Source organism: Proteus sp. ZN5 (genome assembly GCF_011046025.1).
In the GTDB taxonomy this organism is placed as follows: Bacteria; Pseudomonadota; Gammaproteobacteria; order Enterobacterales; family Enterobacteriaceae; genus Proteus.
The window spans coordinates 2,792,310-2,806,792 of the sequence record NZ_CP047639.1 but is presented as its reverse complement, the minus strand read 5'-3'; the positions used below and the strand labels follow the sequence as shown (position 1 = coordinate 2,806,792).

Here is a 14,483-nt window from a genome sequence, read left to right as displayed (position 1 = left end):
AGATTATAAATAAATTCATCGGCTTTTGATATCAACCGAAAGTGAATGAGATCACCGAATAAATAATTAATTGAAGTTATTATCACATTCACTGTCTAAATTTTTTGCAGTTAGTCTTATCGATAGATATGGAGTATGTCGTCAGAGTGGTGAAATTAAATGAGGAATGTAGCGTTTATCATTAATAACAAACGCTACATTGGCTGGCTATCTATGAATGACCAGAGTGAGTTACTAGAGCAAGTTACCAGCAACGATTATTATGATATCCACGATTATGATTTCTATCATCTTGATATCGGTTGTGTCGGTATGAACGATTGTTATCTCGTTCAGTTTGGATTTGATTTGATAATGAATCTAAATCTTTAATTAATGTTTGTGCTTTGTCATCCGTCTCTTTGACGCCTTGATCATAAAGCTTATTTAACTCATAGCGTTTATCTTCAAAGCTGCGCACTAAGTTAGAGTAGTTATTACTATAATTTGATTGAGCTCTATCATGGTAGCCGTAGCAATAAGCACAGGCAGAAGCTACCGATGAATATAGAAATAAAGAAGATAAAATAACAGACAATAGAACTCTCTTTTTCATGGCAATGCTCCCTAGGTTCATCTAATTGATGTCAAAAGACCATATTAACATAGTGGTTATTATAAACTTATGTTAAATTGCCAAATTATTATCTATTTATTTTTTATTGACTAATTTAAAAATCTGGAGTTTTGGTGTTTTATGATTATTTGTATGGTTTCACATGTTATTAAATAGAAAAATTTAATTGTTTTTAAGTATATTATTCTAAGTGGTAATTAGAGTAAGAAAGCAAGCGAGAGTTATACGCCCGTTTTTAGTGAAAGAACCTATGTTAATGTATCAACTTAGGATTTATTTTTTATTATAAAAGTCATTTGTCTGATCCATTAGCAAAAAGTTGGTAGTTGCGGTGACTTAAATTTATAGTGTCACCAATTTAATACCCTTTGTTATCTAAATTTCTTGCAGTTAGTCTTATCAATCAAGGAGCGGTTTAATGAGTAAAATGTTGCAACCGGGTGAAAATACATCACTCAGCGAAAATAAAGGACAAGTTAAAGTCTCTCATGCAGTAGGTGATAATCTTGATATTAATCTGACTGCATTTTTAGTCACAGGATCAGGAAAAGTCGTTAATGACGACGATATGGTTTTCTTTAATGCTCCTCATCATGCTTCTGGCGCGGCTTCATTTATTTCACCGATAACTCAAGGTTCAACAGTTATTCATAGTATTGATTTTGACTTTTCCCGTTTACCCGAAAATATTACCAAAATAGCAATTACATTAACGCAAGATGGTAGTGCTGGCGGTTTTGCTGCTGTTAATCAATTAAAAGCACAAGTGCTGATAAATAATGAAGTTATTGAGTTAGTACCAAGCCAATTTTCACAAGAGACAGGCATCATCGTTTTAGAACTTTATGTTCGAAATGGTCAGAATAAAGTCCGTTCGGTTTGGCAAGGTTTTGCTTCTGGACTTGCGGGTTTATGTAACCTTTATGGTGTTGAAGTTGAAGAGCCTGCTCCGGTTGTTACACCACCATCGCCTCCTTTAAATGTACAAAAAAACGTAGTGAAGCTGACTAAACCCGATAGTAGTCATCGTGTTTCATTGATAAAAGGTAATGATGCACCTAAACGTATTTTAGTCAGTGCAACATGGATAGATAATGGTGATGGAAAAGATAATGATGATTTAGATCTTCGTGTGGGAATTTTACGTCCGAATGGTCAAATGTCGATTATTCAAGCGCCAGATAAAAGCGGTGCTTTTAATTCTGATCCTTTTGTTTTCCATACCGGTGATGTGATTAGTGTGAGTCAAGAACAACCCGGTTGTGAAACCGTTGAGATTAATCCTGCTATTTCCCAATTAATGGGCGGTAAAGTTGCGTTAGTTTGTAGTGTCTACTCTGCGATTAGTAACGGCTGCGTCTCTGTTGCCTCATTAAAACCAACAATGCGTATGGAATATGGCAATCAAGTGGTTGAATGTTCTTGTGAGTATAAAAAAGGCTTTTTCAATAATATGATTTATACCTATGTGATTGGTATTATTGAAATTGATCAAGATAGTATTACATTAAAACCATCAGGTGTAACATCAAGAGCAGGTAGTGAAGCAACACCTTGGTTAACACGCAATGGTAATGAGCTTAAATTAACAATGGATGGCCCTCATGTTTTTAAAGGGAAGAAACCCAGTATTTTAGGCACCAAGCGTTATGTCTGATCTCATTATAAAAAAGAAATAATCTAAAGTTTATCTTAAAGAAAAACGGGCAATAATACCTATGCCCGTTTATTTATTAAAAGCATTTATTGCTGCCTAAATTAAGTACGTTTCTTTTGTTGCAAAAGCCACTTATCTAATTCATTTGCAAAAAGTTGACGGTCACGTTGACTTAAACTTGCGGGACCTCCAGTTTGAATCCCGCTTGCTCTCATCGTATCCATAAAATCACGTATATTTAGACGTTCCCGAATAGTTGCTTCAGTATAACGCTCGCCCCTTGGATTTAGAGCAACTGCGCCCTTTTCTATGACTTCGGCTGCTAATGGAATGTCAGCGGTAATAACCAAGTCATCTTTATTAGTACGGCGAACAATTTCGTTATCAGCAACGTCAAACCCAGCAGAAACTTGTAATGTACGTAAGAAAGGCGATGCGGGTACGATTAATCGTTGATTAGCAACAAAAGTAATAATCACTTTTTCTCTATCTGCTGCACGATATAACACTTCTTTGATTACTTTTGGACATGCATCAGCATCAACCCATATAGGCATAACAACACTCTCTTGATTATTTGGTATTAAACAGTCGGTATTAAATGGTCTGTATTTATGGCGTCTAAAATAACACATTAATCCTAACTAAGTGATTGAAGCTTTGCTCTTTCTCGTTTTTCTGACTGTTGATTAGCCCAGATACTGAGTAATATTACGATCATGCCTAGAATTTGTAAGTTCGTTAATTGTTGCCCTAACAATGCCCAACCTAAAATAACCGCACTTAGTGGGCTTAAAAAGCCTAATGACGCCACAGAGCTTGGCCCTAATAACGCAAGCCCTCTAAACCAGAAAATATAGGTTAATGCTCCACCGATTAAGGTTAAATAAGCCAAACCTAAAAGGTTAATTCCTGTTAATGAAGGTAGTGCGGGCTCAAATAATAATGCAAAAGGTAATAATACAGCGCCACCAGCGGTTAATTGCCAAGCTGTAAAAGTTAAAGGTGTAACTGGCGGTTGCCAACGACGACTTAATACAGTACCTGTGGCCATAGAAAATGCGCCGCCTAATCCTGCAATTATTCCGATAGGATCAAGTGCTGCATTCGGTGTTAATATCAGTATTGCTACACCAAAAATACCGCCTAATGCGGCTGAAATAGACAACCACGACACACGTGTTTGTAATAACCAACGAGATAAAAATAAGACAATTAAAGGCTGAACTGCCCCCACAGTTGCAGCGACACCACCGGGTAAACGGTAGGCTGAAATAAATAATAGCCACCAGAACAACGAGAAATTTAAAATCCCCAAAATAATGACGCGTAACCACCATATACCTTGTGGCAGTTGTCTCATGATAATTAATAATAAAATTCCTGCGGGTAATGCACGTAATGCAGCTAGTGTCATGGGAACATTAGCGGGCAACATTTCCGTTGTTACAATATAGGTGCTCCCCCATACAATGGGAGCTAATGCCGTTAATAGTAATGTTGTGTATCTATTCATAAAATCACTCGTTTAATTGTTACCACACTATTTTATCTTGAGGTCAAGATAAATTGATAATACCTTGACGTCAAGATAAATAATTGACAATATGAATACATGGACAGAATAGATAAAATTACTAAACAATGGCAGCGAGAGCGCCCTGATCTTGATATTAGTCCGATGGGATTAATTGGTCGATTGGGGAATATAACTTTGCACCTTTCGCGCGAAATGGAGAAAGTTTTCTCTCAATTTGGCTTAAATACGTCAAGTTTTGATGTTCTTGCTACACTACGACGCGCAGGAGATCCTTATACCCTTTCTCCTGGTGAGATGTTATCAACACTGATGGTTACATCAGGCACGATGACAAATCGTATTGACCAATTAGAAAAAGCAGGTTGGGTTATTCGTAAAGTTAATCCGGAAGATGGGCGTGGTTTTTTAGTTTCGCTAACACCGGAAGGTCTGGGGTTAATCAACCAAGTAATAGAAGCGCACGTCGAAAATCAAAAACGTTTAGTCTCTGGTTTATCACAACAAGAACAACAAACATTAAACCAATTGCTTAAAGTTTTTCTTAAAACATTAGAATAGTTTTTATCCGCTTTTATTTTCTCCCATTTAACCTAACTCTCTCGATAATGAAGGTAAGAATATAAACCGAGTATTTTTACTTACCTTCTTTTCTCTACTTGCTTAAAAACCCTTCTATTTGTGTCATTTCTGTTTATTTAAGCACCTAATATGCATGAGATCACACCTTTACGTTGATTTAAATCAAAGATGTATTCTATTTACCTTTTTGTGGTTGATGAATAGATAAACTTAAATTATAAAGCGAATGATAATTATTATTGATCTCATTAAGGTTCGCGATTATGTATATTCGATTTAAGCCTTGCTTCGTATTATCAGCTTTAACACTTTCACTCTTTCAATACACTTTTGCTAATAATATTTCGCCTGAAGAAGAAACTCTCGTTGTTACTACAACACGTAACGCATCTTCTTTATGGAATAGCCCTGCTACCATTCAAGTTATCGATAAAGAAACATTAACTCAATCAACCTCTTCATCTATTGCTGACCAATTACGCGATATCCCAGGTGTTGAAGTCACGGATAATAGCCTAGCTGGTCGTAAACAAATCCGCATTCGTGGAGAAGCATCATCACGCGTGCTTTTGTTGGTTGATGGGCAAGAAGTGACCTATCAGCGAGGTGGTCAAAACTTTGGTGCTGGTATTTTAATTGATGAATCTGCACTAGAGCGCATTGAAGTGGTTAAAGGCCCCTATTCTGTACTTTATGGCTCACAAGCTATTGGCGGTGTAGTGAATTTAATCACTCAAAAAGGTGGCGATAAGCCTTTTGGCGGAAATGTGAAAGTTGTTTATGACTCAGCCACAATGGGATGGCGAGAGTCTGCGTTAATTTCAGGTACTGTTGGTGATTTTGAATATCGTCTTAATGGAAGTTATGCCGATCATAGTGATAGATATACGCCAGATGGACGTTTACCTAATACGCATTTTAGAAATAACGGCCAAGGTGCATGGTTAGGCTATAAAGTGGATAAACATAAGTTTGGCCTTTCACTCGATCGTTATAATTTATCGACACAATCTTATTACGCAGATGAAGGAAAGTATCAAGAGTTTAGCGTTAAAGTGCCTAAACTTGAGCGTGAAAAAGTGGGATTATTTTATGACTATGAGGTTGATGCTGATTATTTCAAAAAACTTCATATTGATGCTTACACTCAGCGTATAGAGAGAAAATTTGAAAACCGTGTTGGTGTTGTTACGCCAACAGGTAGTCCAATGATTGGTAATTTGACGGTTAAAAATAGAACCCAATCGGAAGATACACAAAATACTTATGGTATGACTATGCAGGCAAACTTTACGTTACCTGCAAAGAATGAGTTAATTTTAGGCGCCCAATATCAACAAGATAAAGTAAAACAAACCTCTGTTGGTCAAACATCTTCAAATAGCACAACAGGTTTTCCACCTGCCGTAAATTACAAAAAACAATCCCTATTACATAACCGCAGTAAACAAACCAATGTTTCTGTTTTTGCCCAAAATGACTGGAAAATAACAGAGGATTGGTCATGGACAATGGGCGCCAGACAATATTGGTTGAAATCAGAATTACAAGATGGTGATGAAACTGTTCATCATAATAAAACAGGAACAAGTTATAAGACATTGGGCTCTGATCCTGTAAGAGATAACGCATTTATTGTGTCATCTAATTTACGTTATTCTGGATTCAAAGATACAGAATTACGTCTCGCATTTGCACAAGGTTATGTTTTCCCAACGCTTGTTCAGCAATTTATGAACACGACGGCTGGCGGTGCGGTGACTTACGGTAATCGAGATCTTGACGCTGAACACTCTAATAATGTGGAATTTGGTGCACGTTATAAAGGGTATAATTGGTATATCGATAGCGCGATTTATTATTCTGAAGCCAAAGATTACATCACATCTATTGCCTGTGCTGGCGAATCAATTTGCGAAGGAAATAGTAAAACAGGACGAGCAGATTATTTCTATTATGACAATATCGATCGCGCCAAAACCTATGGTATAGAAGTGCTGGCTCAATACCAAGGTTGGTCAATTACGCCTTATGTTTCTGCCAATGTGATGCGTCGCCAATTTATTGGTTCAACATTAAAAACATGGGATACCGGCGAACCTACATTAACCACTCGCTTTGGTGCTAAACATTTATTATTGCTCAATAATATAAATTTAATGTCAGATTTATATTTAAGAGCAGCAACAAAAGCGAAAGATCATAGCAACCCAGAAAATAAACAACACTATGCCGGTTGGACAACGGTTAATCTTTCACTGAGTACGGAATTTGGCAATAACGATCAATACCGTATTAACTTTGATTTAAATAATATTTTAAATAAGCGTTATCAAACGGCTCATGAATCTATTCCTGCTACGGGTATTAATGCTGCTGTTGGTCTGACATGGGCATTTTAATTATGAAAAAAATAATGATCGCATTTAGCTTGTTATTGTTACCTTTTAGCTTAATGGCAAAAGATAACAATAATAGTGAACGTTGGGTTATTGCCAGTGGCTCTATCACAGAATTAGTTTATGCCATAGGTGCTGGCAATAAGGTTGTTGGTGTTGATGAAACGACGTCTTACCCTGAACAAACGCAAGCATTGCCTCATATCGGATATTGGAAACAGCTAAGTATAGAAGGAATTTTGTCTTTACGCCCTTCTACTTTTGTAACTTGGGATGATGCTGAACCTAAAATGGTATTACGCCAACTGGCACAGCATAACGTAAAGGTGATTTCCTTACCAAGAACACCCGCCACATTTGAATTGATGCTTAAAAATATTCGTATACTAGCGATTTCATTAGATAAACAAAAGGAAGCAGAAGCATTAATTGATTCTCTTCAATCTCGTTTAGCCATAATCAACGCTAAAAATAATCAAATTAAGCAAAAAGTAAAAGTGATGTTTTTTCTTTCACCTGGAGGTGGAATTCCTCAAGTTGCAGGAAAAACCAGTGTCGCAGATGCCATTCTTCATTTAGCAGGCGGTGAGAATATTGCCACACACGAGAACTATCGTATTTATAGTGCAGAGGCAATTATTGCAGCTAATCCTGAATTAATTGTTATTACAACGCAGAGTCAGAAAAACCAAACAGGTGGATTAAGAGCCTCTGAAGGGCTTGCTTCTATGCCCGGTGTTTCAATGACTCAAGCATGGAAAAACCAACGTATTATTGAAATTGATCAATCCCTTATTTTGGGAATGGGGCCTCGTATTGTGGATGCCGTGGAGTTATTGCATCAACAGTTTTATCCCGCTGATCCTGTTAATGATAAATAAGTAGGAATGATTTAATAATGAAAGAGTTAGCCGCAACACATAGCACGCAATCTTCGATTGAAATCGATCTTACTCCCCATTTTGCACTTGAGGGTGATAGCCCTTTTCGCGATAGACATGCCACAATGCCATGGAGAGGCTCTGTACCTATTGCAAAAGAAGAGCAGCAATCAACATGGCAAGCTTTATTAGAAAGTAAAACACCTGCATGTAAACGTTTGTTGTATATTCACATTCCTTTTTGTGCAACTCATTGTACATTTTGTGGTTTTTATCAAAATAACTACCATGAAGAAGCTTGTACGCGCTATACCGACGCATTATTGCGTGAGATATCAGCTGAATCAAATAGCTTGCTTTATCAATCAGCACCCATTCATGCCGTTTACTTTGGTGGGGGAACCCCTTCTGCATTATCAGCAAAAGATCTCTATCGTGTGATCACGTATTTACGCCAATCTCTCCCTTTAGCGCCAGATTGTGAAATCACAATTGAAGGTCGCGTTTTAAATTTTGATGATAATCGGATTGATGCTTGTTTAGATGCAGGTGCAAATCGTTTTTCTATTGGTATTCAAACTTTTAACAGCAAAATTCGTAAACGAATGGCAAGAACATCAACGGGTGAAGAAGCCGCTAAGTTTATGAAAGGACTCTGCTTACGTGATAGAGCCGCTGTGGTGTGTGATCTGTTATTCGGATTACCGGGACAAAATGCGATGAATTGGCAAGAAGATCTCACTATTGCCCATGATATTGGTTTAGATGGTGTCGATCTGTACGCATTGAACTTGTTGCCCAACACACCATTAGGTAAAGCGGTTGAAAATCAGCGTGTCACAGTGCCAACGCCGATAGAACGACGTGCGCTATATCTTCAAGGCTGTGATTTTATGGAGAATATAGGTTGGCATCAGATAAGCAATAGCCATTGGGCTAGGACAACGCGTGAGCGTAATCTCTATAATTTATTAATTAAACAAGGTGCGGATTGTCTTGCGTTTGGCTCTGGCGCTGGTGGCTCAGTTAATGGTTATTCATGGATAATTGAGCGTTCGCTGGATAGCTATTATCAAAAAATTACAGACAATCAAAAGCCTTTAATGATGATGAGTCGTACAACTGATAGCGGTTTTCGTTGGCGTCATGAATTACAAGCTGGCATTGAGTGCGGACGTGTTGATTTAGCCAAATTAAGTCCGCAAGCGACGTTGCTCTCTCCTTTATTAAATCAATGGTATCAAGCGGGCCTTGTTGAGGATGATTTTCTTTGTATGAAACTCACCAATGAAGGTCGATTTTGGGCAAGTAATTTGCTGACATCCTTACAGCAGTTAATTTTGCAATTAAATACACTTCGTTAATTTTATTACCCTAAATATTAATTAAAAGATGGAAACAACATCATGAATACTGAGTTACAACAATTTCTAATGACTGAACCTGATGGAACATTGGAAACTATCGCGACGAAATTTGACACCACCTTGTTAGAAGTTGTGAGACATTTGCCATCACGCTCATTAATGAGTGGCGAACAATTCGATATGGTGTGGGATAACGTGATGAAATGGGGTAATGTCACCACGCTTGTGCATACTCAAGATGTTATCTTAGAATTTAGCGGTGAATTACCAAGTGGTTTTCATCGCCATGGCTATTTTAACTTACGTGGCAAAAAAGGAATGACCGGCCATATTAAAGCCGAAAATTGCCAACATATTGCGATGATCGAGCGTAAATTTATGGGTATGGATACCGCCTCTATCTTATTTTTCAATCAAGAAGGCGTTGCAATGTTTAAGATTTTCCTTGGCAGAGATGAACATCGTCAATTATTACCAGAGCAATTATCAGCTTTCCGTCAATTAGCACAACAATTAGATAAGGAATAATTGCGCGTGAAAACATGGGTTATTTTTGGCGCTGGCGGTAAAGGCGTTGGCGCACATATTGCAAATATTGGCGTTACACAACAACGCCCTATTGTGGCTTTAGTTCGTTCCGAAGAAGCGGCTAACCGTTTAGGGGAAAAAGGGCTCAAAACCGTTATCGGTGATGCAATTGATGCTAAAGCTGTTGAAGCTGTTTTAACATTAGCGGGAAAAGAAGCAGATATTATTTCCACAATGGGCGGTGAAAATGATTATCTGGCTCATCGAACTGTCATTGATACTGCGGAGAAAATGGGATTTCAACGTATGCTAATGGTTTCATCTTTAGGCTGTGGTGATAGCTGGGTTGCCTTATCTGACAGAGCAAAGGCCGCATTTGGTCAAGCGGTAAGAGAAAAATCATTGGCTGAAGTGTGGTTACAAACCAGTCGTTTGGATTATGCGATAGTAAGGCCAGGGGGATTACTTAATGGTGAAGAAACGGGTAAGGCTCAGCTTTATCAATATGAAGAGACTCATGGTTTAGTGAATCGCCGAGATGTTGCGCGTTTAGTGACTCAGCTTCTTGAGGCTGATCTTCTAGATGACCAAGTTTATGCTGTGGTTGAACCGGGTTTAGTACCTTCCAAATAGTTACTAAGTCGTTGCGTGCGCGGTGAATATATTAAGTTTCAAGTTAAGCTCACCATTAAGAGATAGCGTATTTGCGTTATCTCTTTTTTCTTACTGTTGGTTATAGTCGATAACTCACAATATGATGCGTTTTTCTCTTACAGCCAAAATTCCTTAACAGACATTCGTCACTTTACTGTCTTAATAGGGGTAACTTGTGGCATAATGCCGCCCCATTACCTTTTGTCATTCACTAATAATGAGTATTCGTCTTGTTAATCAGCAATAATATCACTATGCAGTTTGGCTCAAAGCCACTGTTTGAAAACATTTCTGTCAAATTCGGTGGCGGAAATCGCTATGGTTTAATCGGTGCTAACGGTAGCGGTAAATCAACCTTTATGAAAATTTTAGGTGGCGATTTAGTGCCAAGTAGCGGCAACGTATTCCTCGATCCTAATGAACGTCTTGGTAAACTAAAACAAGACCAGTTCGCTTATGAAGAGTTTACTGTGCTTGATACCGTGATCATGGGGCACACTGAACTTTGGGAAGTAAAGCAAGAGCGTGAACGAATCTATAGCTTGCCTGAAATGAGCGAAGAAGATGGTTTGCGTGTTGCCGATCTTGAAGTGAAATTTGGTGAAATGGACGGTTACACTGTTGAATCTCGTGCTGGTGAATTATTGCTAAACGTAGGTATTCCATTAGAACAACATAATGGCCCTATGAGTGAAGTGGCACCCGGTTGGAAGTTACGTGTGTTACTTGCACAAGCCTTGTTCGCTGATCCTGATATTCTGTTACTGGATGAACCGACGAACAACTTGGATATTGATACCATTCGTTGGCTTGAGCAAACGCTAAATGAACGTAACAGTACCATGATCATTATTTCCCATGACCGTCACTTCCTAAATATGGTATGTACGCACATGGCTGACTTAGACTATGGTGCGCTTGCTGTTCATCCGGGTAACTATGATGAATATATGTTTGCTGCAACTCAAGCACGTGAACGTTTATTAGCCGATAATGCGAAGAAAAAAGCACAGATTAGTGAATTACAATCTTTCGTAAGTCGTTTTAGTGCTAATGCCTCTAAATCACGCCAAGCAACCTCTCGTGCTAAGCAAATTGAGAAAATTCAATTAGCTGAAGTTAAAGCCTCTAGTCGCCAAAACCCATTCATTCGTTTTGAGCAAGAGAAAAAATTATTCCGCAATGCGCTTGAAGTGGAAAATATCTCTAAAGGCTATGATGATAATGCCCCGCTATTTAAAGATGTCAATATGATGCTTGAAGTGGGTGAAAAAGTTGCCATTTTAGGTAATAACGGTGTGGGTAAATCGACGATGATCAAAACATTAGTCGGTGAATTAACACCAGATTCTGGTCGTTTAAAATGGTCTGAAAATTCAAATATTGGCTATTATGCGCAAGATCATGCAATTGATTTTGAAGTTGATATGACCGTATTTGATTGGATGAGCTTATGGATGAAACCAGAAGACGACGAGCAATCTGTACGTAGCGTATTAGGTCGTTTACTGTTCTCACAAGATGACTTGAAAAAATCAGTTCAAGTTTTATCGGGTGGTGAAAAAGGCAGAATGTTATTTGGTAAGCTAATGATGCAAAAACCAAACATTTTGATTATGGATGAACCAACCAACCACTTAGATATGGAATCTATCGAATCATTGAATATGGCATTAGAACTTTATCAAGGTACTTTGATTTTTGTTTCTCATGACCGTGAATTCGTAAGTTCATTAGCAAATCGTATTATTGAAATTACACCTGAAAAAGTGACTAATTTCCAAGGAACTTATGATGAGTTCCTTGCAAAAAAAGGTGTTACGCTTTAATTTCATAACCGAATTAGAGTAATAAACAGTTAAAGGCTTGATAATTATTTATTGAGCCTTTTTTATTGTGAACAAAAGAACCCGATAATTTCGCCCTCCTATTTTTATTGCATTTATGACTTATTCTATTTTTTATCTCAATACAAATAAAAATGATTATCATTTATATTGACTGACAGTCGGTCGTTAGTGTATGTTACCGACCACGAGTCAATCATGGTTTATTTTTGGGATCATTATGTTGCTACTACCTCAATCGACACATTATCCAAATAAGCAATTAAAAAATTATTGGAAATGTGGCTATTCTTTTGTTTTACCTATATTAATGTCATTAAGCGCAGTATCGACCTCTTTTGCTTCAGAAAATATTGAAAAAATAATTGTTACTTCAGTTCCAAACTCTCAGTCTGATGCACAACCTTATGGTTATATTGCAAAAAAACAGACAACGGCGACTAAAAGTGATGCCACTTTATTAGAAGCTCCACAAATGGTTTCTGTTGTTAATCGAACTCAGCTAGATAACTTACCCTCTGAATCTATTAGTCAGGCACTGCGTTATAGCTCAGGTGTTGTAAGTGAAAAATTTGGCGCTTTTGGTAGCGGTATTGATTATTCGAAAATGCGGGGATTTGATGCAGACTACTATCTAGATGGATTAAGAATGCTAGGTAATAGTGGTATTTGGGCACCACAAGTTGATAGCTGGAGTTTGGAAAGTTTAGAGGCTGTACATGGTCCTGCATCTGCTTTATATGGGCAAGGTGGTGCAGGTGGCGTGATTAATATGACATCGCGTCGCCCTTCAGCACAAACGCAACATCAAGTACAACTGCAAGCGGGCAATAATAAAAACCATGCTATTAAGTTTGATACCACATCGGCAATCAATGAGGATGAAACATGGTTATATCATGTTTCAGGTTTAGCCCTTGAACAAGAATCACAAATTCCCTCTTCCCGACAAACGCGTTTTCTGATTTCGCCAGCTATTACATGGAAACCGAACGATCAATTAAACTGGACAATATTGGGGCAATATCAAAAAGAACCTCGTCTGGGTTACTACAATACGCTACCCGCTCAAGCATTAGGTTTATTACCTAATCCTAATGGTAAAGTAGATCCTAATCGAAATTATAATAATCAAAGTCATGATAATTCACATCGTAAACAACAATCGTTAACTTCATTGTTTGAATATGAACTGACTCCTCAGTGGCAATTTAAACAAAACACCCGTTTTATGAAGGTTGATACTGAAATTAGTCGTGATTATACCCGCGGATTTTTACCCGGAGATCGCCTGTTAACGGCGGTTTATCAAGAAGCACCGAGTAAATCAGAAACATGGGTAACAGATACTCAGTTGATAGGAAAAATAGCGACTTGGGATATTAATCATACGGTTATGACGGGTTTTGATTATCAACATGGCTATATGACAAAAGATTGGTGGGGTTCACAGACTGTCAGTTTTGATCCTTGGGCATCACACCACAAACCTGATTTTGAACCTTATCCTGTTTCACGCACTTCAATAAAACAGCAATTTGATCGCTATGGATATTATCTGCAAGATCACTTGCGTTGGCAGCAATGGAATTTACTGCTAAGTGGCCGTTATGATTCCGCCAATTTAGATACACATAATCAAATTTCAGGTGTGACAAATTCAAGTCATAATACTGCGTGGAGCCATCGTGTTGGTTTAAGTTATCAATTTAATAATGGATTCTCACCTTGGATAAGTACATCAGATAGCTTTGATCCTGTATTGGGCACAGATGCAGATGGAAAAGCTTTTATTCCGATGAAATCAAAACAATACGAAGCGGGTATCAAGTATCAAAATCCTGAGTTAACACAACTTGTTAGTGTTGCTGTCTATCAATTAACGCAGGAAAATGTCACAACACATAACCCGAGAAATCCCGATTATTATCAGCAATCTGGGGAGATCCGTTCTCGTGGGCTTGAATTTGAAAGTAAATTAGCGTTAACACCACAAGTGAATATGATGCTCAATTATGCCTATCTGCATAATATTGTGACATCGACTAGTGATCCAACAACATTAAATAAACATCCTGTTCAAGTACCTACTCATACAGGTTCTGCATGGATAGATTACCGTTTTCACCAGCCTTATTTAGAAGGTGCATTATTGGGTGCTGGTGTACGCTATTTAGGTTCAACTTACGGTGATAATACAAATACGTTTCAAGTCCCCGCAGTATGGTTAGGTGATGTGAGCTTCCGCTACCAATTATTATCAATTAACCGTGAATTACAGGGATTAGAGTTAGGATTAACTGTCAGTAATATCACAAATAAATCCTATGTTGCGAGTTGTACCAGTTCAACTTATTGCAGCATTGGTACAGATCGCGTGGTTCTTGGTGTATTAAATTACTATTTTTAGGAAAT

General features: G+C 37.9%; 12 protein-coding genes. 9 read left to right on the top strand and 3 right to left on the bottom strand.

The window, feature by feature from the left end; translation table 11 throughout:
* Positions 1–244 precede the first annotated feature (244 nt).
* Positions 245–595, bottom strand: coding sequence for a hypothetical protein (locus tag GTK47_RS12870; protein ID WP_165123734.1), 351 nt, complete (start codon positions 593–595; stop codon positions 245–247).
* Between the two features lie 439 nt (positions 596–1,034).
* Here GTK47_RS12870 and GTK47_RS12865 point away from each other — a divergent pair, with 439 nt between their 5' ends.
* Complete coding sequence (locus GTK47_RS12865; protein WP_165123732.1) at positions 1,035–2,273, top strand: TerD family protein; 1,239 nt, start codon at positions 1,035–1,037, stop codon at positions 2,271–2,273.
* 101 nt (positions 2,274–2,374) lie between these two features.
* On the opposite strand, the gene GTK47_RS12860 is transcribed toward GTK47_RS12865, so the two are convergent.
* Complete coding sequence (locus tag GTK47_RS12860) at positions 2,375–2,830, bottom strand: YaiI/YqxD family protein (protein WP_075672841.1); 456 nt, start codon at positions 2,828–2,830, stop codon at positions 2,375–2,377.
* Between the two features lie 83 nt (positions 2,831–2,913).
* The gene (locus tag GTK47_RS12855; RefSeq protein ID WP_165123730.1) at positions 2,914–3,789 is read right to left on the bottom strand and encodes an EamA family transporter; all 876 of its coding nucleotides are present in this window, start codon (positions 3,787–3,789) and stop codon (positions 2,914–2,916) included.
* A gap of 99 nt (positions 3,790–3,888) precedes the next feature.
* Here GTK47_RS12855 and GTK47_RS12850 point away from each other — a divergent pair, with 99 nt between their 5' ends.
* From GTK47_RS12850 to GTK47_RS12815, 8 genes are all read left to right on the top strand, one after another.
* The gene (locus tag GTK47_RS12850) at positions 3,889–4,371 is read left to right on the top strand and encodes a MarR family transcriptional regulator (RefSeq protein WP_109402957.1); all 483 of its coding nucleotides are present in this window, start codon (positions 3,889–3,891) and stop codon (positions 4,369–4,371) included.
* Between the two features lie 284 nt (positions 4,372–4,655).
* Entirely contained in the window at positions 4,656–6,794 is a 2,139-nt protein-coding gene (locus GTK47_RS12845; protein WP_165123728.1) for a TonB-dependent receptor, read from the top strand.
* Between the two features lie 2 nt (positions 6,795–6,796).
* Positions 6,797–7,672 carry an ABC transporter substrate-binding protein gene (locus tag GTK47_RS12840; RefSeq protein ID WP_241256025.1) on the top strand — a complete coding sequence of 292 codons (876 nt, stop codon included), beginning with the start codon at positions 6,797–6,799 and terminating at the stop codon, positions 7,670–7,672.
* Positions 7,673–7,689: 17 nt separating this feature from the next.
* Positions 7,690–9,036: a heme anaerobic degradation radical SAM methyltransferase ChuW/HutW gene (gene hutW, locus GTK47_RS12835; RefSeq protein ID WP_165123724.1), complete on the top strand. Its 1,347-nt coding sequence runs from the start codon at positions 7,690–7,692 to the stop codon at positions 9,034–9,036.
* 39 nt (positions 9,037–9,075) lie between these two features.
* On the top strand, positions 9,076–9,567 hold the full coding sequence (gene hutX / locus GTK47_RS12830; protein ID WP_165126634.1) for a heme utilization cystosolic carrier protein HutX: 492 nt from the start codon (positions 9,076–9,078) through the stop codon (positions 9,565–9,567).
* Positions 9,568–9,573: 6 nt separating this feature from the next.
* The gene (locus tag GTK47_RS12825) at positions 9,574–10,200 is read left to right on the top strand and encodes an NAD(P)H-binding protein (RefSeq protein ID WP_165123722.1); all 627 of its coding nucleotides are present in this window, start codon (positions 9,574–9,576) and stop codon (positions 10,198–10,200) included.
* A gap of 251 nt (positions 10,201–10,451) precedes the next feature.
* Complete coding sequence (locus GTK47_RS12820; protein ID WP_165123720.1) at positions 10,452–12,050, top strand: ABC-F family ATPase; 1,599 nt, start codon at positions 10,452–10,454, stop codon at positions 12,048–12,050.
* Between the two features lie 193 nt (positions 12,051–12,243).
* On the top strand, positions 12,244–14,478 hold the full coding sequence (locus GTK47_RS12815; RefSeq protein ID WP_165123718.1) for a TonB-dependent siderophore receptor: 2,235 nt from the start codon (positions 12,244–12,246) through the stop codon (positions 14,476–14,478).
* Positions 14,479–14,483: the final 5 nt, after the last annotated feature.

Coding starts and splice junctions, on each gene's coding strand:
- GTK47_RS12870 (WP_165123734.1), bottom strand. CDS start 595: ATGAAAAAGAGAGTTCTATTGTCTGTTATTTTATCTTCTTTATTTCTA.
- GTK47_RS12865 (WP_165123732.1), top strand. CDS start 1,035: ATGAGTAAAATGTTGCAACCGGGTGAAAATACATCACTCAGCGAAAAT.
- GTK47_RS12860 (WP_075672841.1), bottom strand. CDS start 2,830: ATGCCTATATGGGTTGATGCTGATGCATGTCCAAAAGTAATCAAAGAA.
- GTK47_RS12855 (WP_165123730.1), bottom strand. CDS start 3,789: ATGAATAGATACACAACATTACTATTAACGGCATTAGCTCCCATTGTA.
- GTK47_RS12850 (WP_109402957.1), top strand. CDS start 3,889: ATGGACAGAATAGATAAAATTACTAAACAATGGCAGCGAGAGCGCCCT.
- GTK47_RS12845 (WP_165123728.1), top strand. CDS start 4,656: ATGTATATTCGATTTAAGCCTTGCTTCGTATTATCAGCTTTAACACTT.
- GTK47_RS12840 (WP_241256025.1), top strand. CDS start 6,797: ATGAAAAAAATAATGATCGCATTTAGCTTGTTATTGTTACCTTTTAGC.
- hutW (WP_165123724.1), top strand. CDS start 7,690: ATGAAAGAGTTAGCCGCAACACATAGCACGCAATCTTCGATTGAAATC.
- GTK47_RS12815 (WP_165123718.1), top strand. CDS start 12,244: ATGTTACCGACCACGAGTCAATCATGGTTTATTTTTGGGATCATTATG.